Origin of the sequence: Paenibacillus sp. NAIST15-1 (assembly GCF_001894745.1) — a bacterium.
Taxonomy (GTDB): domain Bacteria; phylum Bacillota; class Bacilli; order Paenibacillales; family Paenibacillaceae; genus Paenibacillus_B; species Paenibacillus_B suaedae.
The window spans coordinates 21225-46954 of record NZ_BBYF01000014.1 but is presented as its reverse complement, the minus strand read 5'-3'; the positions used below and the strand labels follow the sequence as shown (position 1 = coordinate 46954).

The 25730-nt window shown below is 45.6% G+C and carries 23 protein-coding genes; 5 read left to right on the top strand and 18 right to left on the bottom strand.

The annotated features are described in order from the left end of the window. Positions 1 to 11 precede the first annotated feature (11 nt). From ppdK to PBN151_RS22915, 4 genes are all read right to left on the bottom strand, one after another. On the bottom strand, positions 12 to 2741 hold the full coding sequence (gene ppdK, locus PBN151_RS22930; protein WP_072730846.1) for a pyruvate, phosphate dikinase: 2730 nt from the start codon (positions 2739 to 2741) through the stop codon (positions 12 to 14). Then, positions 2738 to 2917: a GapA-binding peptide SR1P gene (locus PBN151_RS22925; RefSeq protein ID WP_021253777.1), complete on the bottom strand. Its 180-nt coding sequence runs from the start codon at positions 2915 to 2917 to the stop codon at positions 2738 to 2740. The genes ppdK and PBN151_RS22925 overlap by 4 nt, the downstream gene beginning before the upstream one ends. After that, positions 2878 to 3936 carry a type I glyceraldehyde-3-phosphate dehydrogenase gene (gene gap, locus PBN151_RS22920; RefSeq protein WP_021253778.1) on the bottom strand — a complete coding sequence of 353 codons (1059 nt, stop codon included), beginning with the start codon at positions 3934 to 3936 and terminating at the stop codon, positions 2878 to 2880. Before gap ends, PBN151_RS22925 begins: the two co-directional genes overlap by 40 nt. A gap of 300 nt (positions 3937 to 4236) precedes the next feature. Beyond that, positions 4237 to 4581 carry a CHY zinc finger protein gene (locus tag PBN151_RS22915; protein WP_072730845.1) on the bottom strand — a complete coding sequence of 115 codons (345 nt, stop codon included), beginning with the start codon at positions 4579 to 4581 and terminating at the stop codon, positions 4237 to 4239. Positions 4582 to 4837: 256 nt separating this feature from the next. Between PBN151_RS22915 and PBN151_RS22910 the strand changes: the two genes are divergently transcribed. Beyond that, complete coding sequence (locus PBN151_RS22910; protein ID WP_072730844.1) at positions 4838 to 5374, top strand: superoxide dismutase family protein; 537 nt, start codon at positions 4838 to 4840, stop codon at positions 5372 to 5374. A gap of 86 nt (positions 5375 to 5460) precedes the next feature. Here PBN151_RS22910 and PBN151_RS22905 read toward each other — a convergent pair whose 3' ends face one another. From PBN151_RS22905 to PBN151_RS22895, 3 genes are all read right to left on the bottom strand, one after another. Then, positions 5461 to 6429 (bottom strand): ABC transporter substrate-binding protein, encoded by a 969-nt coding sequence (locus PBN151_RS22905; RefSeq protein ID WP_072730843.1) that lies wholly within the window; start codon positions 6427 to 6429, stop codon positions 5461 to 5463. Positions 6430 to 6539: 110 nt separating this feature from the next. Continuing rightward, positions 6540 to 8156 (bottom strand): helix-turn-helix domain-containing protein, encoded by a 1617-nt coding sequence (locus tag PBN151_RS22900; protein ID WP_072730842.1) that lies wholly within the window; start codon positions 8154 to 8156, stop codon positions 6540 to 6542. Between the two features lie 188 nt (positions 8157 to 8344). After that, the gene (locus tag PBN151_RS22895) at positions 8345 to 9187 is read right to left on the bottom strand and encodes an aldo/keto reductase (RefSeq protein ID WP_072730841.1); all 843 of its coding nucleotides are present in this window, start codon (positions 9185 to 9187) and stop codon (positions 8345 to 8347) included. Positions 9188 to 9539: 352 nt separating this feature from the next. Between PBN151_RS22895 and PBN151_RS22890 the strand changes: the two genes are divergently transcribed. Beyond that, entirely contained in the window at positions 9540 to 11138 is a 1599-nt protein-coding gene (locus PBN151_RS22890) for a M3 family metallopeptidase (protein WP_227774980.1), read from the top strand. 74 nt (positions 11139 to 11212) lie between these two features. On the opposite strand, the gene PBN151_RS22885 is transcribed toward PBN151_RS22890, so the two are convergent. The 4 genes from PBN151_RS22885 to PBN151_RS22870 all read right to left on the bottom strand — a co-directional run bounded on the left by PBN151_RS22885 (position 11213) and on the right by PBN151_RS22870 (position 14732). Further along, positions 11213 to 12262, bottom strand: coding sequence for a phosphotransferase enzyme family protein (locus PBN151_RS22885; RefSeq protein WP_072730840.1), 1050 nt, complete (start codon positions 12260 to 12262; stop codon positions 11213 to 11215). Between the two features lie 266 nt (positions 12263 to 12528). Next, entirely contained in the window at positions 12529 to 12795 is a 267-nt protein-coding gene (locus PBN151_RS22880) for a CD3324 family protein (protein ID WP_072730839.1), read from the bottom strand. A gap of 328 nt (positions 12796 to 13123) precedes the next feature. Next, positions 13124 to 13828: a hypothetical protein gene (locus tag PBN151_RS22875; RefSeq protein WP_072730838.1), complete on the bottom strand. Its 705-nt coding sequence runs from the start codon at positions 13826 to 13828 to the stop codon at positions 13124 to 13126. Next, on the bottom strand, positions 13821 to 14732 hold the full coding sequence (locus PBN151_RS22870) for an ABC transporter ATP-binding protein (protein ID WP_072730837.1): 912 nt from the start codon (positions 14730 to 14732) through the stop codon (positions 13821 to 13823). Before PBN151_RS22870 ends, PBN151_RS22875 begins: the two co-directional genes overlap by 8 nt. Positions 14733 to 15160: 428 nt before the next feature. Between PBN151_RS22870 and PBN151_RS22865 the strand changes: the two genes are divergently transcribed. Then, entirely contained in the window at positions 15161 to 16054 is an 894-nt protein-coding gene (locus tag PBN151_RS22865) for a hypothetical protein (protein ID WP_072730836.1), read from the top strand. A gap of 43 nt (positions 16055 to 16097) precedes the next feature. Here the strand turns inward: PBN151_RS22865 and PBN151_RS22860 are convergent, their stop codons facing one another. After that, complete coding sequence (locus PBN151_RS22860) at positions 16098 to 17774, bottom strand: M28 family peptidase (RefSeq protein WP_072730835.1); 1677 nt, start codon at positions 17772 to 17774, stop codon at positions 16098 to 16100. Positions 17775 to 18157: 383 nt separating this feature from the next. Here PBN151_RS22860 and PBN151_RS22855 point away from each other — a divergent pair, with 383 nt between their 5' ends. Further along, complete coding sequence (locus PBN151_RS22855) at positions 18158 to 18982, top strand: undecaprenyl-diphosphate phosphatase (RefSeq protein ID WP_175560783.1); 825 nt, start codon at positions 18158 to 18160, stop codon at positions 18980 to 18982. 113 nt (positions 18983 to 19095) lie between these two features. Here PBN151_RS22855 and PBN151_RS22850 read toward each other — a convergent pair whose 3' ends face one another. The 5 genes from PBN151_RS22850 to PBN151_RS22830 all read right to left on the bottom strand — a co-directional run bounded on the left by PBN151_RS22850 (position 19096) and on the right by PBN151_RS22830 (position 24162). Further along, positions 19096 to 19377 carry a barstar family protein gene (locus tag PBN151_RS22850; RefSeq protein ID WP_072730834.1) on the bottom strand — a complete coding sequence of 94 codons (282 nt, stop codon included), beginning with the start codon at positions 19375 to 19377 and terminating at the stop codon, positions 19096 to 19098. Then, positions 19374 to 19865, bottom strand: coding sequence for a ribonuclease domain-containing protein (locus tag PBN151_RS22845; protein ID WP_072730833.1), 492 nt, complete (start codon positions 19863 to 19865; stop codon positions 19374 to 19376). The genes PBN151_RS22850 and PBN151_RS22845 overlap by 4 nt, the downstream gene beginning before the upstream one ends. Positions 19866 to 20109: 244 nt before the next feature. After that, positions 20110 to 21870, bottom strand: coding sequence for an ABC transporter substrate-binding protein (locus tag PBN151_RS22840; protein WP_072730832.1), 1761 nt, complete (start codon positions 21868 to 21870; stop codon positions 20110 to 20112). Positions 21871 to 22247: 377 nt separating this feature from the next. Beyond that, on the bottom strand, positions 22248 to 23267 hold the full coding sequence (gene spoVAD, locus PBN151_RS22835; protein WP_072730831.1) for a stage V sporulation protein AD: 1020 nt from the start codon (positions 23265 to 23267) through the stop codon (positions 22248 to 22250). Between the two features lie 31 nt (positions 23268 to 23298). Then, entirely contained in the window at positions 23299 to 24162 is an 864-nt protein-coding gene (locus tag PBN151_RS22830) for a DUF421 domain-containing protein (protein WP_072730830.1), read from the bottom strand. 163 nt (positions 24163 to 24325) lie between these two features. Here PBN151_RS22830 and PBN151_RS22825 point away from each other — a divergent pair, with 163 nt between their 5' ends. Next, positions 24326 to 24532 (top strand): DUF1657 domain-containing protein, encoded by a 207-nt coding sequence (locus PBN151_RS22825; protein ID WP_065292053.1) that lies wholly within the window; start codon positions 24326 to 24328, stop codon positions 24530 to 24532. A gap of 333 nt (positions 24533 to 24865) precedes the next feature. Here PBN151_RS22825 and PBN151_RS22820 read toward each other — a convergent pair whose 3' ends face one another. Then, positions 24866 to 25639 (bottom strand): M15 family metallopeptidase, encoded by a 774-nt coding sequence (locus PBN151_RS22820; protein ID WP_227774978.1) that lies wholly within the window; start codon positions 25637 to 25639, stop codon positions 24866 to 24868. Positions 25640 to 25730 lie beyond the last annotated feature (91 nt).

Sequence of the window (25730 nt, the reverse complement as noted above, 5' to 3'; positions counted from 1 at the left end):
AGTCAAGCTAATCATACCGCTGCTTCTTGTGATGATTGATCTACTGGCCGTTCTCCTGCATGTGATTCTGCTTGTCGCCTTAATGCGCCTCCCAGACGGATCTGCGCCTGTGCCGCTGCAATACGAGCGACTGGAAGCCGATACGGAGAGCAGCTAACATAATCCAAGCCGATCTGATGACAGAACATAATGGATTCATAGTCACCACCATGCTCCCCACAAATGCTGGTCGTGAGCATCGGGTTAACGGAGCGGCCTTGATTGACCGCCATCTCAATCAGCTTCCCAACACCTTCCGTATCCAGCACTTGAAATGGATTATGAGGAAGCAGCTTATTTTCCACGTAATGCGTTAGGAATTTTCCCTCCGCGTCATCTCGACTGTAGCCAAATGTCATTTGCGTCAGATCATTCGTACCGAAGGAGAAGAAATCCGCCGAACGAGCAATTTCGCCTGCTGTTAATGCCGCGCGAGGCACTTCGATCATCGTTCCTACCTTATACATGCAATTACGTCTCTCTTCACCCAATACCTGTTCCGCCACGAGATCAACAATGTTACGCAGGAATTGCAGTTCATTAACGTGACCGACAAGTGGGATCATAATCTGTGGCTGAACTGCAACACCATCACGAAGACAACGCAGCACAGCTTGGAATATTGCTTCTACCTGCATCTCATAAATTTCGGGGAACATAATTCCAAGTCTACAGCCACGCTGTCCAAGCATTGGATTCGTTTCTTCCAGATCCCGAACTCGGCGGATCATCCGTTCAAGCTCCTTGCGCTCATATTCCTGCTCACGTTCTTCTTCTCCCGAGGAACGAAGTGCATCCAATCGCTCTGTAAGCTCCTCAAGATTCGGGAGGAATTCATGCAGCGGAGGATCAAGCAGGCGAATGGTAACCGGCAATCCGTTCATCTCACGGAACATATCTTCGAAGTCTGCACGCTGCATTGGCAGAAGCCGATTCAATGCCAGCTGACGATCGATATCCTTATCTGCCATAATCATTTGTTGTACGATAGGCACTCTTGCCGGTGACAGGAACATGTGCTCTGTTCTGCACAGGCCGATACCTTCCGCACCGAATTCTCTTGCTTTGCGGGCATCAGCTGGTGAATCCGCATTCGCGAGTACCTTCATCGCACGAATCTCATCCGCCCATTGCAAGATGAGCAGCATCTCGGGTGATACATTGGCATCTTGAAGCTCAATTCTCCCCGGTATTACCTGTCCACTGCCCCCATCAATCGTAATCCAATCTCCCTCTCGAAGGACATTCCCCTCGGCGATCAGCTGACGCTGCTCCTCATCAATCTGCAGCGCTTCACAGCCGCACACACACGGCTTACCCATCCCCCGAGCTACAACGGCAGCATGACTGGTCATACCGCCACGCAGTGTTACGATCCCTTCTGCGGCAACAATACCATGGATATCTTCCGGTGTTGTCTCCATCCGAAGGAGAATAACCGACTTCCCTAGTCGCTTCCACTCATCTGCTGTGTCGGCGTCGAATACCGCTTGCCCACATGCCGCGCCTGGTGAAGCAGGAAGCCCAGTCGCGATTGCACGATAGCCCACAGCTGTATGAAGCGAACGATGAAGCATATGATTCAGGTGCTGCACATCAATTCTCATTACGGCCTCTTCCTTGCTAATCAGGCCTTCCTTCACTAGATCGGCTGCAACTTGCAGGGCAGCTCTAGCATTGCGTTTGGCATTGCGGGTCTGGAGCAAATACAACTTCCCGTTCTCGATCGTAAACTCAATATCCTGCATATCCCGATATTGAAGCTCTAACTGCTTAGCGCATAAAGCCAGCTCCTCATAGGCATGTGGCATCGTTACTTCGAGCTGCGAGATAGAAACTGGCGTTCTTGTACCACCAACTACATCTTCACCCTGCGCGTTCATGAGGTATTCACCAAATAAGTCGGGTTCTCCTGTTGATGGGTTGCGTGTAAACAACACGCCTGTTCCACTTGTCTCCCCCATATTTCCGAATACCATCGACTGTATATTGACAGCAGTACCCTGATCGTGTGGGATGTGATGCACCTTCCGATATACCTTCGCTCTTGGACTCGACCAAGACAGAAATACAGCCTCAACTGCTTCTTGAAGCTGCTGCTTCACATCCTGAGGGAATAGGCGTTCCGAACGCACTTCAATGAGCTGCTTGAACTTCTGAACAAGAGAACACAGCGATTCTTCCGTAAGCTGTTGATCCTCGGTGCACCCAGCGAGCAGCTTTTCTTGCTGAAGTATGCGTTCGAAATGGACAGCCTCGATATTATAGACAACAGAGCCATACATTTGAATGAAGCGGCGATAACAGTCATAAGCGAATCTGCGATTTTGCGTGAGCTTAGCCAATCCTTCTACTGTCTGATCTGTAAGCCCAAGATTGAGTATCGTATCCATCATTCCAGGCATTGATGTCACAGCGCCTGATCGAACCGATACAAGCAGCGGGCATTCAGCACTGCCGAATCGGCGCTGCTGCACTCTTTCCAGTTCCACCATTGCACGCATTACTTCATCCATTAATCCCACGGGAAGTCGGCATCCATTGCTGTAATACTGTCTGCACATTTCTGTCGTTATGGTGAAGCCTGGCGGGACTGGGAGTCCCGCCTTCGTCATTTCAGCCAAATTAGCACCTTTGCCGCCCAGCAGCTCAGCATCCTCTTTGCCACCATTTCGGAACGAATTCACGCGCACACTTATCAAGCCGTAGCACTCCCCTCTTGCTCGCGGCACGCTTCTTTGTCACACACCATATATTTTGTCTTCACGCCATTCGTAGGCAGTGTATCAATAATGTCATCACAATATCGGCAAATGATTGTGCCCAAGTCGTTCTCTTTTACATACTGATCAATGAGCTCATCGATTTGGTTCCGCATGATTGTTCTACCTCCTCGGATTGGACGAACATATACTTAACGAAATCCGTTACACGGCATGCGTATGCCCATTCATTGTCATACCATGCCAGCAGCTTCACCTGATACCCTGATGTTTGAATTGATAACCCATCAATAATTGCAGATTTGTTGTTGCCAATATAATCGGAGGAGACAAGCGGCTCCTCATTGTATTCTACATAATGCCCCATGCCTTCCTTAATCGCATTTGTAAATGCGCGGACGATGTCTTCCTTCGTAACTTCACAGTGCAAATGAGCAGTAAGGTCGACTAAGGATACATTTTGCACGGGAACTCGCAAGGACAGACCCTGAACCCGCTCCGCCAGATGGGGCAGAATATCCTTCAAGGCTTTGCCAACTCCTGTTGAAGTTGGAATAATGGAGCTGCCGCAAGCACGGCCTCTTCTCCAGTCCGAATGTGCATTATCCAGATGCTTCTGATCATTCGTATACGCATGGACCGTCGTCATCCAACCGTAGCCCAAGCCAAATTCCTGATCAAGTACATGAAGAAGCGGAGCTAGACAATTCGTTGTGCAGGAAGCAGTAGAAATAAGTGTATGCTCCTGCGGATCATATGCGTGCTCGTTCACGCCCATTACGATAGTACAATCCAGATCCTTACCTGGGGCTGTCACGACAACCCGCTTCGCTCCCGCTTGCAGATGCAGGGATGCTTCTGAACGACTCTTAAACTTCCCTGTTGCATCAACGACAACATCAATTCCGTGCTCTCTCCATGGCAGCAGTTCTGGGTTGCGTTCGCTTACTAACGGAATCCGATGTCCCCGAATGATAAGGCATTGATCTCCCGCTTTAATATCTTCCTCCCAGCGACCGTGAATCGAATCATACTTCAAGAGATGCGCCAATTGATCAGGTGCACAGGTAGAATTAATAAGGCCAAGTGATGCACCGTTTCCATTCATGAACAGACTGCGAATAACTAATCTGCCGATTCTTCCTGTACCACTCACACCGAGTCGTTTCAGCATATATCGTTTGAACCTCCTTTGCTCAACTCATATATTACGTCATAATAAATTGAATTTCAATATATAATACACACTATATTCGATTTTATTTCCGTAATCAACGGTTTAAATGTGTATTATAATGAAAATTGGGTGCATATAATACGCATTATACACAACATTAAGCATGTCTTAATGACCACAAACAACCGAACATTCCTAGCCATAGGCTAGATCCCACAAAAAAGATGACCTCTGATCCATTCAGAAGTCATCTTTTGTGTATTCCATAGTAAGAAAGTATATTTTCCGTCTGCTTCTCTAGCCTTTACTCACAACCGCCGTTACCTTCTCTTGTTCAAAATACAAATGATCGTGGTTCTTGCATCCTGGGTTAAATGAGGTTCGACATATCGGGCACTCATAGTTACAACTAAGATACTCATGAATCGTGAGCTCCGTATGGCAATTGCCACATAAAATCGCCTTCGTACCCCATTCCGCTATTGGCCATACCATAGGCTCGTGATCCTCTGCCTCCTCATGACAATAATAGCAGCCATAATATGTATCACAACATTTGAACTTAATCGCAATTACGTCCACCTCTGAATGATAATGACGGCATCTCGTATTCGCGTCAATTGCGCCTTTCACCTGAATCATGCTCAACCCTCGCTTTAGGCTTTCTTCCTATTACTTTCTTATTGCTATCTTCAAATTAGCATGCTTCATATCTATCGCAAACATCATCTATCGTGCTAGCCCCTTGTATAGTACCTTGTCTCGTTTCTTCCTGTACAAGCATACCATATCTGTGAATGTTATTCCCTTAACCATAAGTAAATTGAAGAAAGACGGTTTTCTTTCTGAAAAATAGGTGAACACTGTTACCGACACGATATAACTCAAGGAGGTCAACATGAAGAAATTCGTATTCGCGTGCCTGCTGACAAGCTGTCTGCTGCTTAGCGCATGTGTAGCTAAGGAAACAATGGCCGGAGTGAAGTCTCCCAGTGTAAACGTAAATATAATTAACACGAAAGGAGATTCCATCGGTACGGCACAGCTATCTCAAGTCGGCAATAAGGTTCAAATGGCGATCGATGTCCAAGGTCTGTCACCAGGTAAGCATGGCATACACTTTCACGCGGTAGGCCGTTGCGATACCCCTGATTTCAAGACCGCCGAGGCCCATTTGAACCCAACTCATAAGGAGCATGGCTTTGAGAATCCGAAGGGCTACCATAGTGGCGATTTGCCAAATCTGGAGGTAGGCGAAGATGGCAAAGCTCAAGCCACCTTCACAACTGAGATGGTTACGCTGGAAAAGGATAAGCCGAACTCGCTGTTGAAGTCAGGCGGCACAGCGTTAATCATTCATGCACAGCCCGACGATTACAAGACAGATCCAGCAGGCAACTCAGGTGATCGCATTGCATGTGGGGTTATTCAATAGCAACTTGGTCATAACAATAAGGGGCTTCCATCCGTCATCCTTGATGATGTAATGGCAGCCCCTTATTATTTGCTAGACGCCATCTCCTATTTATGTGTAAATAGGTTTACCGCCTCATCCAACGATTTAAGCTGGCCAAGGGCCGAGTAATCTAACCATGGCTGCTGTTCAATCGCATGAACATTGCCGTTTTTAACCGCCTTTAGATGTTTCCAGATGGAGCTATCCTCCAACTCTTTGAACAGCTGCTGCGCAGCCTTGTCAGCAGATACCTCAAGCAGAATGTGATCAGGATCGAAATCCGGCAGCAGCTCGCTGGAGATGGATTGCGGCCCTTCCTTTCCTCGGCCTATACTTTCTAAGCCCTTGGCGGGTTTAATCCCCAAATCTTGATAAAGCAACGAGCCATAATTGCGATCTAATCCGTATACTCTGAGCTCTTTTTTCATGACGCGCAGCACTAACACCGTCTCGTCACCAAGCACTTGCTTGATCGTTTCTTTTGCTGTAGCGGCTTTTTGCTTATAATCGGCAATGAACGCTTCGGCCTCCTTTTCTTTGCCTAACGCCTTACCGAGTTGCTGCAACTGTTCTTGCCAGGTCGATTGCTTGAAATTAAGCACAATTGTCGGCGCAATCTTCTCAAGTTCATCCTTGCCCTTTATCAGCTCTTCCTGCGCGATGATAAGGTCTGGTTCCACGTTCACGAGCGCTTCAAGGTTGGGATCTTGGGAATTCCCTAAATTTTGCGTATGTGGCAAGAGATCAGTTACATGTGGGAGAAAATCTTTACCTTTTTGCGTTACCGCTCCTATCGGGGTAATTCCTAAAGCAAGCAAGTCGCTCGTAAAAGGAATAGATAATACCGCAATCCGTTTGTCTGCTCCTGCAATATCAGCTGGCGGCTTCGTATCGGAAGTGGCCGTTTGAACCTGTAATGATTTCCCCGATTCACTCTGTTTATTTGAGGGCACTTGCCCGCTGCATGCTGCAGTAATCATTACGAGTAATGTGCAGATACAAGTAAGTATCTTCATGCGATGACGTGTAATCATGATGCCAAAACCCCTTTATATGTTGTTTAAATGAAAATGATAATCATTATTATGATCGAACTCTATCCATTAATCCATGCCATATCTTTAGATATCTATTTGTATAATTTTTATTTTGCAGCCATGAGCAGACTTACGGCCTCGCTGAGTTGACTTTCAATTGACCGTGGAGAATACATCATCCATTTGTCCCAATCCAACACATGCACATTACCATACTTCACGGCAGGGAGACTGCGCCAGCCTTCGCTCTGCTGTAACTCTTTTATGGAATCTCTCGCCCACTCTCCAGACTTCGTTACAAGGAACAAATAGTCCGTATCGCAATCAGATAAATTTACTGTGGTCGCAGACATCCAATTAAAGACCGTTCCAGGCAAGTGCTTATCTATTTCTCTTCGAATTTGTTCAGGTGGTGATAAATTCAAAGATCGATAAAACACATGTCCAATGTTGCGCGCGCCATATAGTTTTACTTTATGATCGACAAATGTAAGCAGCCCAACCGTACCTTCCCCGATCATTGCTTTTACTTTTTTTTGGTCGCGCTCGACTCGTTCTTCGTGACGTGCTATCCATTCATAAGCTTCATTTTCTTTACCCACAAGACGGGCAATCTCGCGCATGTGTCCGAACACGTCTAAACGCTTCCAAGGAATCGTTACAATGGGAGCGATATCCCCAAAATACCTGTTCATTTGCTGGGAAATGTGATCCTTGCACAAAATCATATCGGGCTTGTTCATCAATAACGTTTCTCGATATCGTTCCCACATTCGATCATAGACTGGCATAGACATCATTGGCGCTTCTTTATCGATATGTATGGCTAATGGCTTCACGCCCAGTGTTAAAAGATGATCTGTGTATGGCTGAGAGAGTGACACGATATGCATATGCTGCTGCTTCATATATGCGGTTGGTGCGATTCCGCTGTATGTCTTAAATCGCCTGCTGAAATAAAACTCATCCTTGTATCCGACATCTTGGGCAATGTCGCGTATTTTACCGTTTGGCTGCAGCAATTGCTTCTTCGCCTGATTCATGCGCAGATCGGTCAAATACTCGATTGGACTCTTCTTCATTTTCCGTTTGAATAGTTGAGAGAAATAAGAAGGATTCATACCAGCCTGATCTGCTAGCTTGGCCAAGGTAATTTGCGTGGAAAATGCCTGCTGCATGTACTCAATTGTGTAATCCAGCAAATTGTCGGTGCTCTCTAATTTCGTGGACGTCCTGTTGTCAAATATGACGCTTAATATATCATGTAGATAAGACTGATAAGGGGAATGAGCCATACCCGTTATATAGGGGCTGTCCTTGCATAATAATCCAATCAACCGTCTAATGCGATGCTGCTCGACCCGTATTTCCCCGCTAACAGGCAAAGTCAACTCCTTCTCATATACTCTTCTCTTATCGCTCCATTCCATTGCGCGATAGATGTCGAACTCGATTTTATAGAGGTGCAGTCCATGTTCCGCGGCGCATTCAGCTGCAAGTACGGATCCGACCGGCAATAGAAAAACAGTATTCGGCAGCAGCTCGGCAGCATCACATCCGTCGTTCATGTACAATTTTCCCTTACCGTTCACCACATACAGTAACATATGAGATATAAGCTCTTGTTTCGCCCATCGACTACCATCGTGAATCTCAACCTGCTCCATTTGTTTGATTTCCAACAAGGTCTTATGTAAAAAGGCGTTGTGTATATCCTCTTTCACTACTTTCCTCCTACTCCTATCATTCGTTAACCACGAATGTTTAATTAATAATGATTCTCAATATCAGGGACTTATTTTCTCATGTTCGTTTTCATTTGTCCATAGATGATGTATGATGACCGTTCAACAAACGTAAAAAGGCTGCCCCTTGTCACACTAGTGACTTGGGCAGCCCTTCGTTATTCAATTTAGAAGTCGAAATTGTCAGGATCTGGACCGACACGATGATGTTGATTCAATCCGTCAATGCGCTCCATCTCTTCTGGTGTCAATTCAAAATCGAAAATGGAGGCATTCTCTACGATCCGATGTTCCTTAATCGATTTCGGAATGGTAATGACGCCATGCTGCAAATCCCAGCGCAAGATTACTTGCGCAACCGATTTTCCGTGTTTGCTAGCAATTTCTTGCAATTCAGGTTGATCAAGCAGTTGTCCTTGCATAAGCGGAGACCATGCCTCAAACTGAATGCCTTGCTCCAAGCAAAATTCGCGCAGCTCTTGCTGTGTCAAGCGTGGATGGAATTCGACTTGGTCGATCATCGGCTTGATTTCTGCATCCTTCATTAAATCTTGCAAATGATGAATGTGGAAGTTGCTCACCCCAATTGCTTTCACGCGGCCAGCTTTATAAAGGGTCTCCAACGCTCTCCATGCGTCTTTAATCTTACCTTCTACCGGCCAATGAATCAGATACAAATCCAAATATTCGAGACCGAGCTTCTTCAAGCTTGCATCATAGGCTGCAAGTGTAGATTCATAACCCAAGTCCGCATTCCACACTTTCGAAGTGATGAACAAGTCTTCTCTCGCGATACCCGCTTCTTTCAATCCGATTTGGATTCCTTGTCCTACGCCTTCTTCATTTCCATATATAGCTGCAGTATCAATACTGCGGTATCCATTCTTGATTGCTGCCGCAACGGAATCAACAACTTCGGAACCGTCATTCACCTTGAACACGCCAAGTCCGAACCACGGCATTGTCACTCCATTATGCAATGTAACTCTATCTTGTAAATTCGATGCCATTTCACGTTCCTCCTAAGTCTTCTTCATAAGAATCCACCTGTACACGTCATGTGATCGGCGAATTTCGCCATAACGTGATACATGCATTATGGCTTACATGGAATCGAAATGGAAGTACGCACTTTGAAGTGTTCTAGTAACCTAAAAGTAACCTTGTTACCTTCAAGTAACTGTAATTGGCTCTGCCTGTTTTCTTTTAATTTCTCGGGTATACCTAACTATAGCATCAACATACCTACATAATTGTACGATTAATGCCATAAATCAAGAATTCCAAATTACATTATTTTGGTATGGTAATAACTATAAAATTACACATTGTGCTAGTATTGTTATGGAGAGGAGAATTCATATGGATGTCATGGATGTGGAGTCTTTTTTGCAGCGTGAGAACAAGATTCTTAAAGAGCTAAGCGTAAAGATTGGTCAAGCAGGATGGATGGTAACTTCTACAGGTGAGGAATCATGGAATGATGCGTTGGAGGTTGCTCAAAATGAATGGAAGCGTTATTTATCAGATACAGAGCGGTTCGCCCTCATTACGAAGCACCTAGAGAATAAGCAGCTTACATCATTACAACAACGTCAGCTTACAGAGCTTCACCACTTGATGATCAATCAACAGTTAGATCCGCAGCTGGCTGAACGCTCTACTCGCATGACGAAGGAACTAGTGGACATTTTCAATTCCTACCGTCCTACCATACAGAACCAGCATGTATCGAATAATGATATTCGCACGATTCTGGAAACGAGTCTTGATCCGGAAGAACGCAAGCAGGCATGGCTCGCTAGCAAGCAAATCGGCAAGCAGGTCTGCGATCGCGCACTGCAGCTTATCCAGCAGCGCAATGAAGAGGCTCGCACACTTGGTTACGACAATTATTATCAGATGCAATATAGCGCGCAGGATCTCGATCTTGACGTCGTGTTTGCCTTAATGGATGAGCTGCTTGTCCAGAGTGAAGAACCGTATCGGCTCGTGAAGCAGCAAATTGACGAGGAACTAGCTCAAAAGTTTCGTATTACGGTATCGCAGCTTAGGCCGTGGCATTATTCAGATCCGTTCTTTCAAAGTACGCCTGCCGTCAGTGAATGGAGTATGGCTGAGTATTTACAAAATGAAAGGATGGAAGCCATTACAGCAGAGACGTTTCAAAGCATGGGGCTCAATATCACAGATGTAATCGCACGCAGTGACCTATATCCGCGCGATAAGAAATATCCATATGGGTATTGCACGGATATGGGACGTACGGGCGAACCACGCGTCATGATGAGCATGAATCCGAGCGAATTTTGGATGAGTGTGATGCTGCACGAGTTCGGTCATGCGGCATATGAGAAAAATATTGACGCAGCGCTGCCTTTCCTTCTACGCAAGCCTGCCCATACGCTTACTACCGAAGCGATTGCGATGCTCTTTGGCCGAATGACAAAGGATCAGGATTGGATTACCCGCTTCATCAAGCCGGAACCCACCGCCTTTTCATCCCATGCCTCTGCCCTGCGCGATACTCTTCAACGCGAGATGCTGGTCAGTATGAGATGGTATATTACATTTGTGAAGTTCGAGCGGGAGCTGTATGAGCGTCCGCATACCAATGTGAATGAACGTTGGTGGCAGCTCGTAGAAGAGATCCAGCACTTGCAAGCGCCAGAGGATACCCGGCATCCGGACTGGGCTGCCAAGATGCATTTCACGCTCGCTCCCGTAAGCTATCAAAGCTATATATTAGGTGAGCTGACCGCTTCCCAACTGCATCATTATATCATGACGAACATTTCGCGAGACTTGTTCTCTCTAGAAGCTGGAACTTATGTAAAGGAGCAAGTTTTCTTCCCTGGCGCGACATGGACATGGAATGATCTATTGAAACGTGCAACGGGCGAGCCACTTCATCCTAAGTATTTTGTCCAACAGTTCGTAAGCTCGCACTGCAAACAATAATACAACAATCGTACTCGTACATATGGGGAATGCAAGAGAGAATAATATCTCGCTGCGCATTCCCCTTGCACGTTCTAATGAGAAGTGATGTTCACCGGGTTCACTGGACTTCCTATTTGAACCGGATCAACTCGGCGGAATAAAAACGACGAATCTTGCAAAAAGGCATGCAAATACGTTTGTGCAAATACCTGTTCGGATTTCAGATTTTCCGTCTCTTCCGGATTTGCAGCATGATGACAGTAGTTCTCGATCATAAACATGATAAAAAAACACTCCACCTGCTGAATATAGCCGCTAGACAGCTTTTTCACATTTTCATATCCTGCAATAAACTGCTTGCGCTGCTTTACACCAAGTCCTAATAGTGCACCCGCCATATCATAAAGATAATAACCATAACCGCACCGACCAAAATCAATCGGACGTGGCTCTTCCCCGGTATATACAACATTCCCTGTATGCAAATCAGCATGAATCAGACCATATGTGTCAGCACTTCGTTCCATCCCGGCAACTTGAGCAATAACCTTATCGGCCGCTGCTTGATAGAGATCCCAACCTTGCTCGGCTAAAAATCGAGGGTAATATCGTTCGAGCTTCTTGAACTCCTTTCTAAAACTGTCAATGCCCCAGGCGGGACGTGTGAAATCAGAGGAAGGAACATAATGTGCAGCTTCCTCATGGAGTCGTGCCATCATCGTACCCGTTCGATACGCTTGGCTATCCGTTAATGCCATAGCATGCTCCCCTTCTACCCATCTCATCAACGTGACATCGGGCCTGCAATAACCCGTTTCCGTTTCCACTTCAATTACATAGGATCCATCCTTGCTCGCCACCCCAGTCGGCACTGTCAGCTCCGTCGAATGATGCAACATCTGAAGAAAGGCGAGTTCGGAAGCAATCTCATCTCGACTGCACCGATCCGAGTGAATACGCATTAGATAACGTTCTTGAGGAGTCGCTTCAATCATATACGTAATCGTATCCGACAACTGTATGAACTGGATTTTTTCCCATGCGATGTCATACTTCTGAATAGCATTTAGCGCCACATTTCTCGCACGTGCCAGCAGCACATGTTTCTCTTCGTTCTTGTCGAATTGAAAGAATGAAATCATTTTTCTCCACTCCAATATTGAGCATATTCGAGCACTTTGCCACATGAAGTTCGTGTCGAAGCTTGGATGTTCTTGTCGAACTATTTCTCGGTCGACACATTCATAAGCTGCTCTTACAGCCTTTATTGTAGTAGGTGCACTCCAAGCAACATAGGGAATAAATCATTTAAAACAAACATTACAAACACGCTGCAAGAAGCTGCAACATGTTGCTAATAAAAAAGACTGCACCAGATCCCTCTGATGCAGTCTTTACATCCAAATCACTATGATTTTGTATATACAATCTTCTTAATGGTGTCCGAGGATAAGCAATATTGCTCTGCAAGCTCATCTACCGTTGAGCCCGTTGCAAAGGAATGACGAATAGCCGTGTTCCGCCTGTTCAACATCTTCCTGCTTCCCGATTGTTCGCCCCATTTCTTATGCTGCGACTTCGGCGCAGGGACATACAGCAGTCCGCCTTGTATATATTTTTGAATCTCTTGTATCAATGAATCGGGTAATACTCGATCTGCATTTACATATTTCATCTTCGCTCTACTCCTTACAGAAATGTACTGTGAAGAGAGCAAAGTCTAAGCTATCAACTTCATAACTTCATTTGAAGTCATGGCGGTATCTATATCGTTCAGGCTTCAGCTCTATACAAACAACCGCCGTTGTTCATAGTTCAGACTTTGCATAGAGCGCATCTGTAACCTACCGTTATCAGTCATGGCGATTCTCCTTATCAAAGAAAATAAAGAAATAAACTAGCGATAGCCCTTAGCTGATTTTCCCCATATATTACTCCTCGCTTTGTAAGAGTCTCTCGTTTATATGATGTACCTCCATATAATTGCGTCCATGATCTGCAGACTACTCTTCAACCCGCTTCAGCACTTGAATGAGCAGAATCATCAGTAGCACCGCATATCCAATAGATAACCCGATCGTACCAACAGTTGATGCCATCGTATAACTGCTATAGTTCAGCAGCATATTCATCGTATGATAGGCAGGCGGAAATACCCATGATAGCAGCGCACCTGCTATGCCTGCTTTTGCGATAAGTGCTCCTTGACAGAAGGACAGTGCAAGAATAAGCAGTATCCCGCCAATTGCATAGCTAGCACGCTCCACCCGCTTCGCGAAGTACAGCGATATCGCAATTCCGAGGAGTGCAGAGCTGAGGTGCGTGAACAGCCCGACAATGAGATGCTCGAACCGAATAGGCTCGTCAAATTTATTGAAAACGATTGGGTAAGCAATTGCAACCACAACAATGAAACACATGATAAGCGCAACCGAACAAATAAGCCCGATCAGATAGAGTGCTCGGCTCTTCACATGCAAGATCGTCAATTCCTCCTGAACCGAGTGCTCCGTCTTCAGGAAGCTGTAACTGAACCAAGCTGCAATGACATAAATCAGCATCGTCGTGAACGAGAAGCTGCCCATAATCGGGTTCGGTGTATACGTATAGAACAATCCCAAACTAATCAAGAACGTAAATAACGGCGGTATGTAGCGATATGATCGACTGTAGTTCCGCAGCAAGTACCTTATGGTTGCTTTAAACATATTCGCGTCCCTCCTGTCGAGAAGGCTGCTGCGCATAATTTGAACCAGTATATCCATGGGTGGCACTTGCTTGAACGGATACAATCGAACATTTCCGCATTAGCAGCTCTAACAGCACGTGATCTGAATCATGCTGCCTCGAACGTATGACATACCTGCCCGAGATTGTATCATGATCTTTATAACCGAGAATCCCTTCGATTTGACCGATATCATCACTTATAGACAGAGATGTCGGTACCATCACCTCAATCCGCATATCTTCCTCGAGCGGACGAACCTCTGTAATTGCAATAGATCCACGGTGAATGCTTACGCATCGATCCGCCAGCTGCTCGACCAAAGATGCCTCATGACATGACATTACCATTGCAATGCCTTGCTGCTTCATATGTCTGAGCAGACGAATAAGCTCTCGCTGTGAGTCCGCATCCAATCCGGATAGAGGCTCGTCCAGCAGCAATATATCAGGCTTATTCAGTACAGCTTGCATGAGGTTTACCTTTTGCAGCATCCCTTTGGAGAAAGTATTCATTCTTCGTGCAGCTGCATCCTCCATTTTGAACAAGGCAAACAATTCATCCAGCCGTGCAGATATGGCTTCCTTGCTCATCCCTTGCATACCACCCATGGAAAATAGGTACTCTTCCGGTGTAAGCCGCAGCTTCGGCAGTCGATCAGGAACGAAGCCAATACGCTGCTTGCTGCCCCCTTGACGATGAATCATCCCGCTCGTCGGCTTTGCTAGTCCGGCAATTAAGCGGAGTAGCGTACTTTTCCCCGAACCATTCTTTCCTGTAATCGATACTGCTTCATGCGCCCCGATAGACAATTCTACATGTTGCAGGATGACACGACGATCATAGCTCTTTGTCACTTGCTCCAACTTTACTAACCCTTCCAATCAGATATCCTCCCGAATCTATCATTTCCACTAAAAACAAACATGCACATCCTATATAATACCAGTATTTTCACAGGTTGTAACAGCAAGTATGGACGAACATACGTTGTCTATCCACAGCACTGTCATTCGATATCCAGCTCATGACCGAACCGTTGACAAAACACTTTGTTCTGTTCGCTATTTTCCATTGAGCATATGAACATCTTCTTTCTTGCCCGCGTAAGATTACATCGTCAGATGGAATCAATATCCTTCCTGCGATTGATGTTGTTAGCTTTAAGGTTCGCTACAATTAGATGTTGTAGCTACTAATTGTGACGTACGTTGATCAAAGAAATCCTTCCCGTTCGCTCGGAGAGTGTGCGGAGAACTAAGCAAGCAACCCTCATAATTCTTGTAAATTACGATAGAGAGGACTACAACCTATGCTTACGATCATCATGACAACTTTGGGAACGGTAATGCTCCTCGTCATTATTTTTGCTTGTGTATCTATACACTGGATACGTAGAAGCTTTCGGATTACACCTGCAAATCGCAATCGTTTCGATTTCCCTCACCCAGAACCAATGACGAATCATCAAGCGAAGTACGTTTTACGGACGATACAGACAAATGCAATTGCAGATTGGGAACGACGATACGAAGCTCTTCTACTGCACATGATCTCGCATGGAGATTTGGTAGAGGCATGGGGATTCCGTACCTCTCTCGTTGTACAAGGAAGAACGAACAAATCACAATGGAGCGATCTTTTCATTTACAAGCTTCCTCCGGACATGAGCGCAGCGGAATTTACGGCGAAGGAACAGGCGTATGTAAAGGATGTCGATCCTTGCATGACTGAACAGCTCCGCTCACACAGCCGAATCGTACAGGCTCATCTTATCCCTAGCTGTGTAATCGGAGATGAGTCGAACTTGCCGCCAGAATGTGCATTCTATGTTGAATATATCTCGGTACAGCCTGACGCTATACAAAACTATACGCACAGTATGAACGAAATTACCGCACCAGCGATGTCTATGCTCAGCAAGCAGGGAGATATACACTCCTTTACGGTATTTGAAATGGATATCGATACGGATGTTACAACTACTGCTACCCACAAAAGGTGGAACCAAATTCATATTACCGCCGGTTCACCGCTCTCGTTCATTCCATTCAGTTCCCGCTTCAACCGTGCAATTACAACAGTGCATCCGCAGGTCGGAGGAATAGAAGGCGCAATCAAACAATGGGAGAAATGGTGCTTGTATGAGCGGGTTGATGTAATGAAGCTATTATGGCACTGTCGCGACTCCAAGCAAACCGAATAATACACGAACAGAGCCCATGATGCATACATGGGCTCTGTTTTACCTATTTACTATCCACAATTTTCGCGAAACGACTTCCCTGAACCATGGTTAGGCTCGTCATAAGCGGCTGCAGCAGGGTGAAGATTAACACGCACAGTACAGTGGTGAATACCGTAATCTGAAGCGGCATTCCCGTATATAACAGATGAAATAAACTTGTTGTCAGCGTCAATGGAGCAAGCGCGAATACAAGACTCACCCACGGCCGCTGCAAGACCATAACCGGATTGCGCTTATTCAGTGTACACCCGATGACGATGCAGTGAATAAGAAGCGGGAGCAGGAATAGGTAGCTTGCTCCAGGGATAAGCCCTAACACAACGATTAGAAGCAGGAAGTAGAACAGCATTCCGGTTAGGATCATTTCCAAGACGTTGACCCTATGCCTAGTCAGACGTGTGAATACGAGATGAACTAGCAGTGCGATCAGTACAAAAGCAAGATTGACCTGAGCCGGTATGAAAGCCGATTGCAATGGCATCCCCGCCACTGAGCTTCCAATATACATAATCCCTACAAACAGCAAGTAAGCGACCACAACAGATGTAATGATGCTTCCTAGTGTAAGCAGGAAGCTGAGCGCCATTCCCTTCAATGCAATTGCCTTCTTCCTGAAGAGCACCACGATACAGAGAAGCCACCCTATACCAATGAGAATGGACATCGGGATCGTCCAGGAAGCAGGATAATGAAGAAGCATCGTAAACCAGTTAAAATAGACCCGATCGGAATCATTCACTTCCTCTAAATCCATACTTCCGAACCGCATAGCTGCCCCAAGTGCATTCTCGCCATGGTGCTGTAGTGTTGCTAGTGTTACATTGTCGGGCGTATCTTGATCGGTATGGTATTTGTCCCAGCCATCGATATATGCGAAATTAAGACCTGGTATGCCAGCATTCAGTGAGACGGTCAAATCCGTATCATTCGGCATCGTCCGATACAAGTCGCCTAACAGAGAACTGCTAACTGGAGACACCGCGAACGAGGCAAATTCAGAAATAAGCTGCCCATTATTTCGGCTCGTTTGGAACATGATTGACGGACCTCTCGAACCTCTCGCCTCGAAATTCACGACAAGGCCGATCTGTTCACGAACTTTATTGTCAAACCAGAAAGCCTCTGCTCCAAGCATCCCTTTCTCTTCACCATCAGTCAGCACGAACCAAATGTCCCGATCCATAGGCGGACCAGCCTGTAGAATGCGTGCCGTCTCCAAGAGTGCCGCAACCCCAACCGCATCGTCATTAGCCCCTGGGCCAAACGGTGTAGAATCGTAATGAGCCGTCAGCATCAATGCTTTACCTGGTTTGGTTCCTTTATGTACTCCAATGATATTGTGCAGCTCAAACGACTCGGAGATGCCTCTATACTGCCCTGTCCATGGATACGTGTTCACATTTGGCTGCAGCCCTAATAACTCCATTTGCTCAACTAAATATGTTCGCACCCTCTCATTCTCTACCGAACCTGATGGATGCGGCAGCTGTGCGATGGCCCTCACATGCTCCATAGCTCTAACCGCTGAAAATTGTTCTATCGGTGCATTCTCTCCTTTTGGCACCGGCGGCTGCTCAGACCATAGTGTTGCGAGAACAAGCATTATACAGATGACGGCAATACCAAGCGTACTCCATCTTGTCTTATACGTCTGTTTCACTCTGACCGTCTTCCCCACATTCGACTACCCCCTAATCATCCTTTTATTTTTACTTTTAGGAATAATTTACCTAGTAAGATAGAGCTATCATATATGACCTCCCCTACAAGTACAAGACTTAAATCTGAGCGCGTACTACTTCAAATTCATTAAGAAATTTCTGTTTTTCTGAACTTAGCAATACTTACAAAACAACAAACCTTCTTACCGCCTACCTCTCAGCAGCTTAAGTACCGATTCTTGTCTTACATTCATTTGTAAATCATTTATTAACATACTATGTATTATGTAAACTACTACTACCACAATGTGCAAGATCGCTATATAATACAATCTGTGCTATGCACATTCTATTTTACAGGCCTTACATAGGAGAGTGACTATCGTTGAATTGGTGGGACATGTTTGTTGGATTTATTTTAGGCGTGGTAGAAGGCCTGACTGAGTTTGCTCCGGTCTCTTCGACCGGGCATATGATTCTAGTGGATGATTTTATGCTTCATTCAAAAGAGATATTCAGCCCTCAAATGGCGAATATGTTCAAGGTCGTGATCCAGCTCGGCTCCATCCTTGCGGTTGTTGTTGTGTTTTGGGATCGTTTTTTCCAGCTGCTTGGGTTGAAGCGCGCTCCAATTGATCCAGAGCTAGGTAGAGCGGGACATTCCAGATTGAAGCTCACACAAGTGCTCGTTGGATTAATCCCAGCAGCAGTGCTTGGATTACTGTTCGAAAAGTATATTGATCAATACTTATTTTCCATCCAGACTGTGCTGATCGGCCTTGTGCTCGGAGCAGTGCTCATGATCGCAGCAGACTGGTTCCGCCCTGCAAAGCCAACGGCAAAGACGGTGGATCAGGTAACATACAAGCAAGCATTTGGCATCGGCTTGTTCCAATGTCTTGGCCTATGGCCAGGATTCTCCCGTTCCGGTTCTACAATCTCAGGCGGGGTACTGCTGGGGATGAGTCACCGTGCGGCTGCTGATTTTACATTCATTATGGCCGTACCTGTCATGGCTGGAGCGAGCGGATTATCCCTGCTGAAGCATTGGAAGGATTTCTCTATGGATGCGCTGCCGTTCTTCATCGTCGGCTTCATTAGCGCATTCCTATTCGCTCTCATCTCTATCCGCTTCTTCTTGAAGCTGATTAATCGAGTGAAACTCGTACCATTTGCTATCTATCGCATCGTATTGGCAGCCGTCATTTACTTTGTCTTCTTGTAAGAAAACACATGTGACTTATACAAGAACAAGCCTTTGACCCTATTGTCAAAGGCTTGTTCACTGTTATAGCATCTATATTCATTATGATGTCTTTATTCCCTATCTGCCGCACATTACCGTGTGACCTTCACTACGAATCCATCCAACTCGGCTTCTGCATCTTGGAACAAATGCAGCACCTGCTCGCAATACTCTCCCAATTGCCTTTTGCTTGCCTCATAATGGCTCCAATGGATTGTTAACGGACGTGCAGTTGATTCCGTCAAGCAATCCCACAGCGCATCCAGATTACGTCCATAATGTTCAGGGAGCTCTAATTCCTTGCTGAGGACATCATGCAGCATCGTACGCGAGGCTAAGAGTCGTCCATCCAATTCAATAATTTGTCTGGTCATCGCTCTCCATCCTTCCCTTTCATCTGCTGGAATGTATCATAATGATCCTCTGTTTTATAGATCAGCCCGTCATTTGAGAAGAGAAGGCGATCTTTCCCACGGAATCCCTTGGAGTAGTTTATATCTGCTTCATACCAAATGCGTCCCTTCTTCTTCGGCAGCTTGCCTTCCCGATTGCGGAAGATGTCTCCGCCAATACTCTTGCCTGGAGCTACTTCATTTAGATTTCCTTCCTTCGCATTCCAGCCCAGCTTCTCTGCATCCTTCTTCGTAATGAAATTATCAGGCAGAGAATGATGCTTCCGTATATAACTCGCCACTTCCTCGAAGTCTGTAAGGGGCTTCGATTGGACTGGTTCGTTTGTTTCTACTGTTGTCGAAGGGCGATCTGTCGCAACCTTCTTCTCATTTCCAATCTGTGTCGTGCCGCAACCTGCCATTACCATCAAGGTAAGGAACAGGACAAACAGCGATTTCATCCATCTCAACGTATTATTCCCTCCATATGCCTATCTTACAGCTAGTGTGATCAGGCACTATTGTAACATGAATGAGCTATGAGAATAAAATTCTCTTAATTCTTATTATGTAACGATATCGAAGCAGAGATTTGGACACGGGTAATGTATAGATGTTTCTCATGTAAGCGAACAGAAGGCATGTCTATTTGCCAAAATTAAAAAAGAAAGTCCAGCAAATTGCTGGACTTCCCGAGAACATCATCATGTTCGATTATTGAATTTGAATAGTAGGAAGAGAATAAGTGAAATCGTTGTAAGGCGACATATCGAAGCCTTGAACACGAGCGTTCGTTGCGAACATATCACGACGTTGGTACATGAAGATATAAGGAAGATCTTCATTCAACTCTTTATAGATGGAATGGAAGATTTCTTTACGCTTCTCAACATCAAGAGTCGAATTGGATTGCTTGAACAGATCATCGATCTTCGGATTGCTGTATCCGATATCGTTCTGGAAGCCCTTCGTTGTGAATACACCTTCAGAAGATTGTGGATCTGGTGTCAAGCCCCATGCCATGAACAGCATGTCGAAGTCGCCCTTCTTACGCTTATCGATAACGGCATTGAACTCCATTTGGTCAGCGACGAACTCAATACCGAGATCGCCGAAGTTCTTCTGTGCAACTGGAATAATTGCATCGTTAACTACGTTAGGTGTAGATGCTGTAAAGTGGATGACGAATTTCTCGCCATTCTTCTCACGCTTGCCGTCAGCGCCGACTTTCCAGCCAGCTTCGTCAAGCAATTGCTTTGCCTTCTCCAGATCGAAGTTGTACTTCGTTACATCGTCTGTGTAAGACCAGGATTGCTTCGATTGTGGAACATCGATAACATCTGCATAGCCTTGGTATACAGCATCAACGATCTCTTGACGGTTCAATCCGTATGTCAGCGCTTGACGAACACGCTTGTCCTTGAATTTATCAAGCTTGTGGTTGAATGCGATGTAGCCGTAGCCATTTGTACGGTACAATGTGGAATCCAGAAAGGCCATTTCCTTCAATTGCTCAACTTGGTCTTTGGATACTGCAGGAGCATCCATATCCGTCTCACCTGTTTGCAGCAATTGAACGTTTGTTTCGTCAGTTGTAAATTTATAGATAAGCTTCTCAACCTTAGGCTTGCCCAAGTAGTAGTTCTCATTCGCCGTAAGCTGAGCTTCTTGTCCTGCTACGAACTTATCCAGCTTATATGGACCAGCACCGACTGGCTTCGTGAACAAGTCGTGCATGTAGCCAAGGTTGCCTTGCTTATAGTCCTTGCCATAGTAAGCCTTGGACATAATCTCTTGTGTACCTATAGCAGCGAGTGCTGTCGCGCCCACTTCTGTAGTTGTGAATTCGATTGTCAACGGATCGATTACCTTGATCCCCTCGATGGAAGATACTTTACCGTCGCGGTAGTCTTGTCCACCCTTAATATGTGCATCCTTCACGATATCAGCCGGACCGTCGTAGGATTTATCATGGAAAACAGTGAATGTGAACGCTACGTCTTCTGCCGTAAGAGGCGTTCCGTTGCTAAATTTCAAGTCTTTCCTCAGCTTGAATGTATATTTCAAATTGTCAGGAGACACTTGATACTCTTCCGCCAATGCTGGCTTCACTGTACCGTCCTTATCATATTGTAACATCCCTTTGAACAAGGAGCGCATAACGTATACATCATATGCAGACTCCGAGTAAATTGGATGGAAAATCCCCTTTGGAGCTGTAATGCCGATAATCACCATATCTTTACGGTTGTTCGCCAATTCTGGAGACTTGGAAGGATCTGTAGCCTTAATGACACCCTCAGAGACGATTTCGCCTTCTCCAGCCGCATCATCCTTCTTCTCTTCTTGGCCAGAACCCTGTTCATTCGATTGTGCATTCTTCTCTGGTTCCTTCGCCTTGTCGCTGCCGCACGCAGACAACGCGATCGATACAGCAAGAAGCGTACTCAAGAACAAACTCCACTTCTTCTTCATACAAAACTCCCCCTATTTCTGGAATAAATCCAATGATGTGATGTTTTTTTATGCACTATTTTAAACATGGAAGCAGCGGCAAAAAAACGAGAATTCCGAGTGTTCTCCAAATGATTTTTTGCATATATATCCACTTACCATAAATAGGCATCTCAATATTTCTCACTATACTACTTTATCTATTTTATTTTGTAAAGTAGTTTTTTAGATTTTCTTGCAGGAGTAGTCGTGGAGAGGATTTTCATACAGATCGATATCCCCACGGAAGACATATGAATAATTAACCATATGTCTGAAAACAAAATACATTATTACATAAAAAGGGATCTTGATATACAAGATCCATAATAGTAATTTTTTGTTGTGATATTATCTTCTTACTCACGTTCCGAATCCATCTCAATGGATACGGCATGAGCAATACATGGTATGCTCTCACCTTGTTGATATGAGAGTGGCGACAGCAGTGAACCGGTGGCCACAATTAACATTCGTTTCAATTGTCCTCGAATCATCCGCTTCATCAAGTGCCCATAGGTGACAACAGCAGAGCAGCCGCAGCCGCTCCCTCCAGCTTGTACGGCTTGCTTGTTGCGGTCAAATATCATTAAGCCGCAATCATCGAATACGGTACCCTCCATTGACACCCCGGACTGCCTCAATAAGTCTGAAGCGATAGGATGGCCCACGGCAGACAAATCCCCGGTTACGATCATGTCGTAATAGCTAGCCTCTCTCCCGGTGTCTGCGAAATGCGCCCGCAAGGTATCCACTGCGGCTGGGGCCATAGCCGCTCCCATGTTGAACGGATCAGTTATACCTAAGTCAATGACCTTCCCAATTGTAGCGGCGGTTACCCGCGGTCCACTCCCGCGATTGCACAATACCGCAGCGCCTGCCCCGGTTACGGTGAATTGCGCAGTAGGCGGCTTCTGGGAACCGTACTCCGTAGGGTAACGGAACTGCTTCTCCGCTGTGCAGTTATGACTGCATGTTCCTGCAAGAGCATAATGCGCATTCCCGGAATCAATAATCATCGCTGCAAGCGCAAGTGATTCCATGGAAGTTGAGCATGCACCGAATACGCCAATATAGGGAACAGACAGCGTTCGAGCCGCGAAGCTGTTACTCGTAATTTGGTTCATCAAGTCCCCACCGATAAAATACTCGATATGGCTTGTGTTAACGTTCGCTTTCGTGATCGCAAGACTCGTTGCTTGTTCAAGAAGCTTGCGTTCTGCCTTCTCCCAGCTCGTCTCGTAAATATCAAGCTGTTCGTGGATAAGGTCATAATCAGCGGCAAGCGGCCCCTGCCCTTCCTCAGGCCCAACGATGGCCGAAGTGCCTATAATATAAGGAGCTCGCTCGAATTTCCAAGATTGCTTACCTACCAGCATGTAGCCACCTCACTTTATCGCATACCTTCGATTATTGGATGAGTAATGGTCGTACCTTCTCAATAATGTGCTGCATCGTGCGAGAGCACTGTCCATACATTTGTTTTGCTTTCTCATCTTCCGTTGACAGACAGAACATTTCCAGATCAGCTTCGCACTTTTTCATCGTTGCTAACGTATTAGCCCTCTTCTGCGGGACCGTAACTTTAATTTGATCGTTGAACAGATCGACATACAACTCTCCGAAACTGTCCACTTGTGCCAAATATACATCTTGAACAGTCTTCACGCCTAGCGCTGTCAACTGTTCGCTCAACCACTTATTATCACGGCCAATCGTAGCAAGCGGCTGCTCCATAACCTGCCCGTCCATAATAACTGCTTGCGGTTCATACTCAGGAGCAACCTTAATCCCTAGATGTTTTGGAGTAAATGGCATATTTTCGCTTTTGAGCAAAACACTTACGTCACCGCTTGATTCCATCATCGCAAATTCAACATCAGCCACTTTGAATACATCCTTCTTTCGAAGCAGCAGCAGCAATTCATCGGAGGTCAGACGTTCCTTTTTCAAGTTGTCTTCAAGAATTTTGCCGTTCTTAATCAAAACTGTTGATTTTCCGTCTATCCAATCCCGCATCGTCTTACTCTTCAGTTGCAAGAATTCAATGCCGAACGAGACCGTGACCCATACACCCAGCGACACAAGCCCAAGATACCAGTTGTCCTCTAAATCCAGAGAAACATAAGCAGCTAGGCTCCCGATCGTGATGCCGGTTATGTATTCAAATACAGATAATTGGGTGACCTGGCGCTTCCCCAGCATTTTGGTCAGCAGGAATAAGGTTACGACTGCAACCAAAGTCCGAAGCATTATCTCTAGCCAAAGTGGCATCATACATCCTCCTTGATAAGAAAAAGTTCCATTCCACTACGTCATTATTTGTAAATGCTCATGATTTTATGAAGTGAGTTAATTTAATTATTTGAGGTATGGCTGCTCCTCTTTCGGGACAAATTATCCTCTGTAGTTCGGAGGAGGAAGGGAGGTGTACAGCATGACCGTTGGATCTCAAGTGAAAACATGCTTAGCTTCGTTAAAAGGTGTACAAGCTGACTTGGAGTCTTTCGCATTGGCCACTCAGAACCAAGAAGCAAAGCAATTATATACGAATGCCGCACAACAAACGCAGCAGATCGTCGACCAAGTGGAAAACCGAGTGCAGCAATTAGAAACGGAGGAGCCTCAATATAAAGGCTTCTAATCCTAACAGAACATACAAGCCATGCAGGAATTGCATGGCTTATTTACATAGCAGACGCGATGCAACCCGTCAAACGTCCAATCAACTCCACAGTTTCCTTCATACAAATATACGGTAATACATCATTACCAAACGAAAGGGGATTTGAACATGTCTGATGTAAGAGGCTGTGGAAGCTGCGGTTTCGGTGGATTTGGCTTTACAAGCACTGGCGTTATCTTGGTACTTTTCATTTTGCTCGTAATCATAAGCCGTTCTTTCTGGTTCTAAGAGCTGCGCCCAGGCGACCACCCAGGCATTGCTTGGGTGGTTTTCCTTTTGCCATCGACGTCATTATCCATTTTCCGGAGCAGACCAATACGGATAAGATGAATCATAATATTCTTCAAGCGTGATCCCCTGTGCTGTCAATAGAGCGGACAATTTCTTCCCAACATAACGGATGTGCCATGGCTCATATTGATACCCTGTAATATGCTCTTTTCCTTTTGGATACCGAACAATATACCCATATTCATGTGCATGATTCTGCAGCCATTTTGCCTCTTTCATGTCCGCGAAGCAAGCTTCCGCTGCACATCTTCCATCGCTGCGCGTGAGGTCTACGGCGAGCCCTGTCTTATGTTCGCTATGCCCCGGTTCCGCACAATACAACTCCGCCTTTTTCTTGCCATAACGCCGTACATTGCTATGATATATGGCCGTCTGAGCAGCATGAGATCGGAACGCAGATACACCTGCCAAATAAATACCGTCTTGTCTAGCACCAGCGATTAGCTGCTCCAGAGCTCTAGCTGCTTCCTTGCGCAATTTGCGCTTATCTACCCGCTCGTCAAAAATAAAGGGTGCGTTTGGATAAACCAGATCATCTGGCCGGTAATCAAGAGGGAGTTCGTGAAATTTATTAACTAGGATCCCGATACTGCCGATTTGAGCCTTATCCATTTTGACATTAAGTTCACTTGGGATCTGATGCATCTTCAACTTCGTATGCTGGAATGACTTCAAATCATCCAGTTGCATCGTGACAACATCTATTGCTTGTCTTGGATGAAGAGCGTTCATCTGTGTATCAGTCACTGTCACTTCATATCTTGGGTGTTCCATCCCTTGTATCCTGCAGCTGCTGCATAATGGAATCAATAACAGCATGGACATTACTCGTGCAAATCGCAATCCATCACCCCCATCGCCTATC

Bases quoted from the DNA above. Each gene is read 5' to 3' on its own strand.
- PBN151_RS22895 (WP_072730841.1), bottom strand. From the start codon at position 9,187: ATGGCATCGAATTTACAAGATAGAGTTACATTGCATAATGGAGTGACA.
- PBN151_RS22910 (WP_072730844.1), top strand. From the start codon at position 4,838: ATGAAGAAATTCGTATTCGCGTGCCTGCTGACAAGCTGTCTGCTGCTT.
- PBN151_RS22880 (WP_072730839.1), bottom strand. From the start codon at position 12,795: ATGAAATATGTAAATGCAGATCGAGTATTACCCGATTCATTGATACAA.
- PBN151_RS22830 (WP_072730830.1), bottom strand. From the start codon at position 24,162: ATGCCACTTTGGCTAGAGATAATGCTTCGGACTTTGGTTGCAGTCGTA.
- PBN151_RS22905 (WP_072730843.1), bottom strand. From the start codon at position 6,429: ATGATTACACGTCATCGCATGAAGATACTTACTTGTATCTGCACATTA.
- PBN151_RS22875 (WP_072730838.1), bottom strand. From the start codon at position 13,828: ATGTTTAAAGCAACCATAAGGTACTTGCTGCGGAACTACAGTCGATCA.
- PBN151_RS22825 (WP_065292053.1), top strand. From the start codon at position 24,326: ATGACCGTTGGATCTCAAGTGAAAACATGCTTAGCTTCGTTAAAAGGT.
- spoVAD (WP_072730831.1), bottom strand. From the start codon at position 23,267: ATGCTGGTAGGTAAGCAATCTTGGAAATTCGAGCGAGCTCCTTATATT.
- PBN151_RS22885 (WP_072730840.1), bottom strand. From the start codon at position 12,262: ATGATTTCATTCTTTCAATTCGACAAGAACGAAGAGAAACATGTGCTG.
- PBN151_RS22855 (WP_175560783.1), top strand. From the start codon at position 18,158: ATGTTTGTTGGATTTATTTTAGGCGTGGTAGAAGGCCTGACTGAGTTT.
- PBN151_RS22915 (WP_072730845.1), bottom strand. From the start codon at position 4,581: ATGATTCAGGTGAAAGGCGCAATTGACGCGAATACGAGATGCCGTCAT.
- PBN151_RS22865 (WP_072730836.1), top strand. From the start codon at position 15,161: ATGCTTACGATCATCATGACAACTTTGGGAACGGTAATGCTCCTCGTC.
- PBN151_RS22850 (WP_072730834.1), bottom strand. From the start codon at position 19,377: ATGACCAGACAAATTATTGAATTGGATGGACGACTCTTAGCCTCGCGT.
- PBN151_RS22840 (WP_072730832.1), bottom strand. From the start codon at position 21,870: ATGAAGAAGAAGTGGAGTTTGTTCTTGAGTACGCTTCTTGCTGTATCG.
- gap (WP_021253778.1), bottom strand. From the start codon at position 3,936: ATGCTGAAACGACTCGGTGTGAGTGGTACAGGAAGAATCGGCAGATTA.
- PBN151_RS22820 (WP_227774978.1), bottom strand. From the start codon at position 25,639: ATGGAACACCCAAGATATGAAGTGACAGTGACTGATACACAGATGAAC.
- PBN151_RS22925 (WP_021253777.1), bottom strand. From the start codon at position 2,917: ATGCGGAACCAAATCGATGAGCTCATTGATCAGTATGTAAAAGAGAAC.
- PBN151_RS22890 (WP_227774980.1), top strand. From the start codon at position 9,540: ATGGATGTCATGGATGTGGAGTCTTTTTTGCAGCGTGAGAACAAGATT.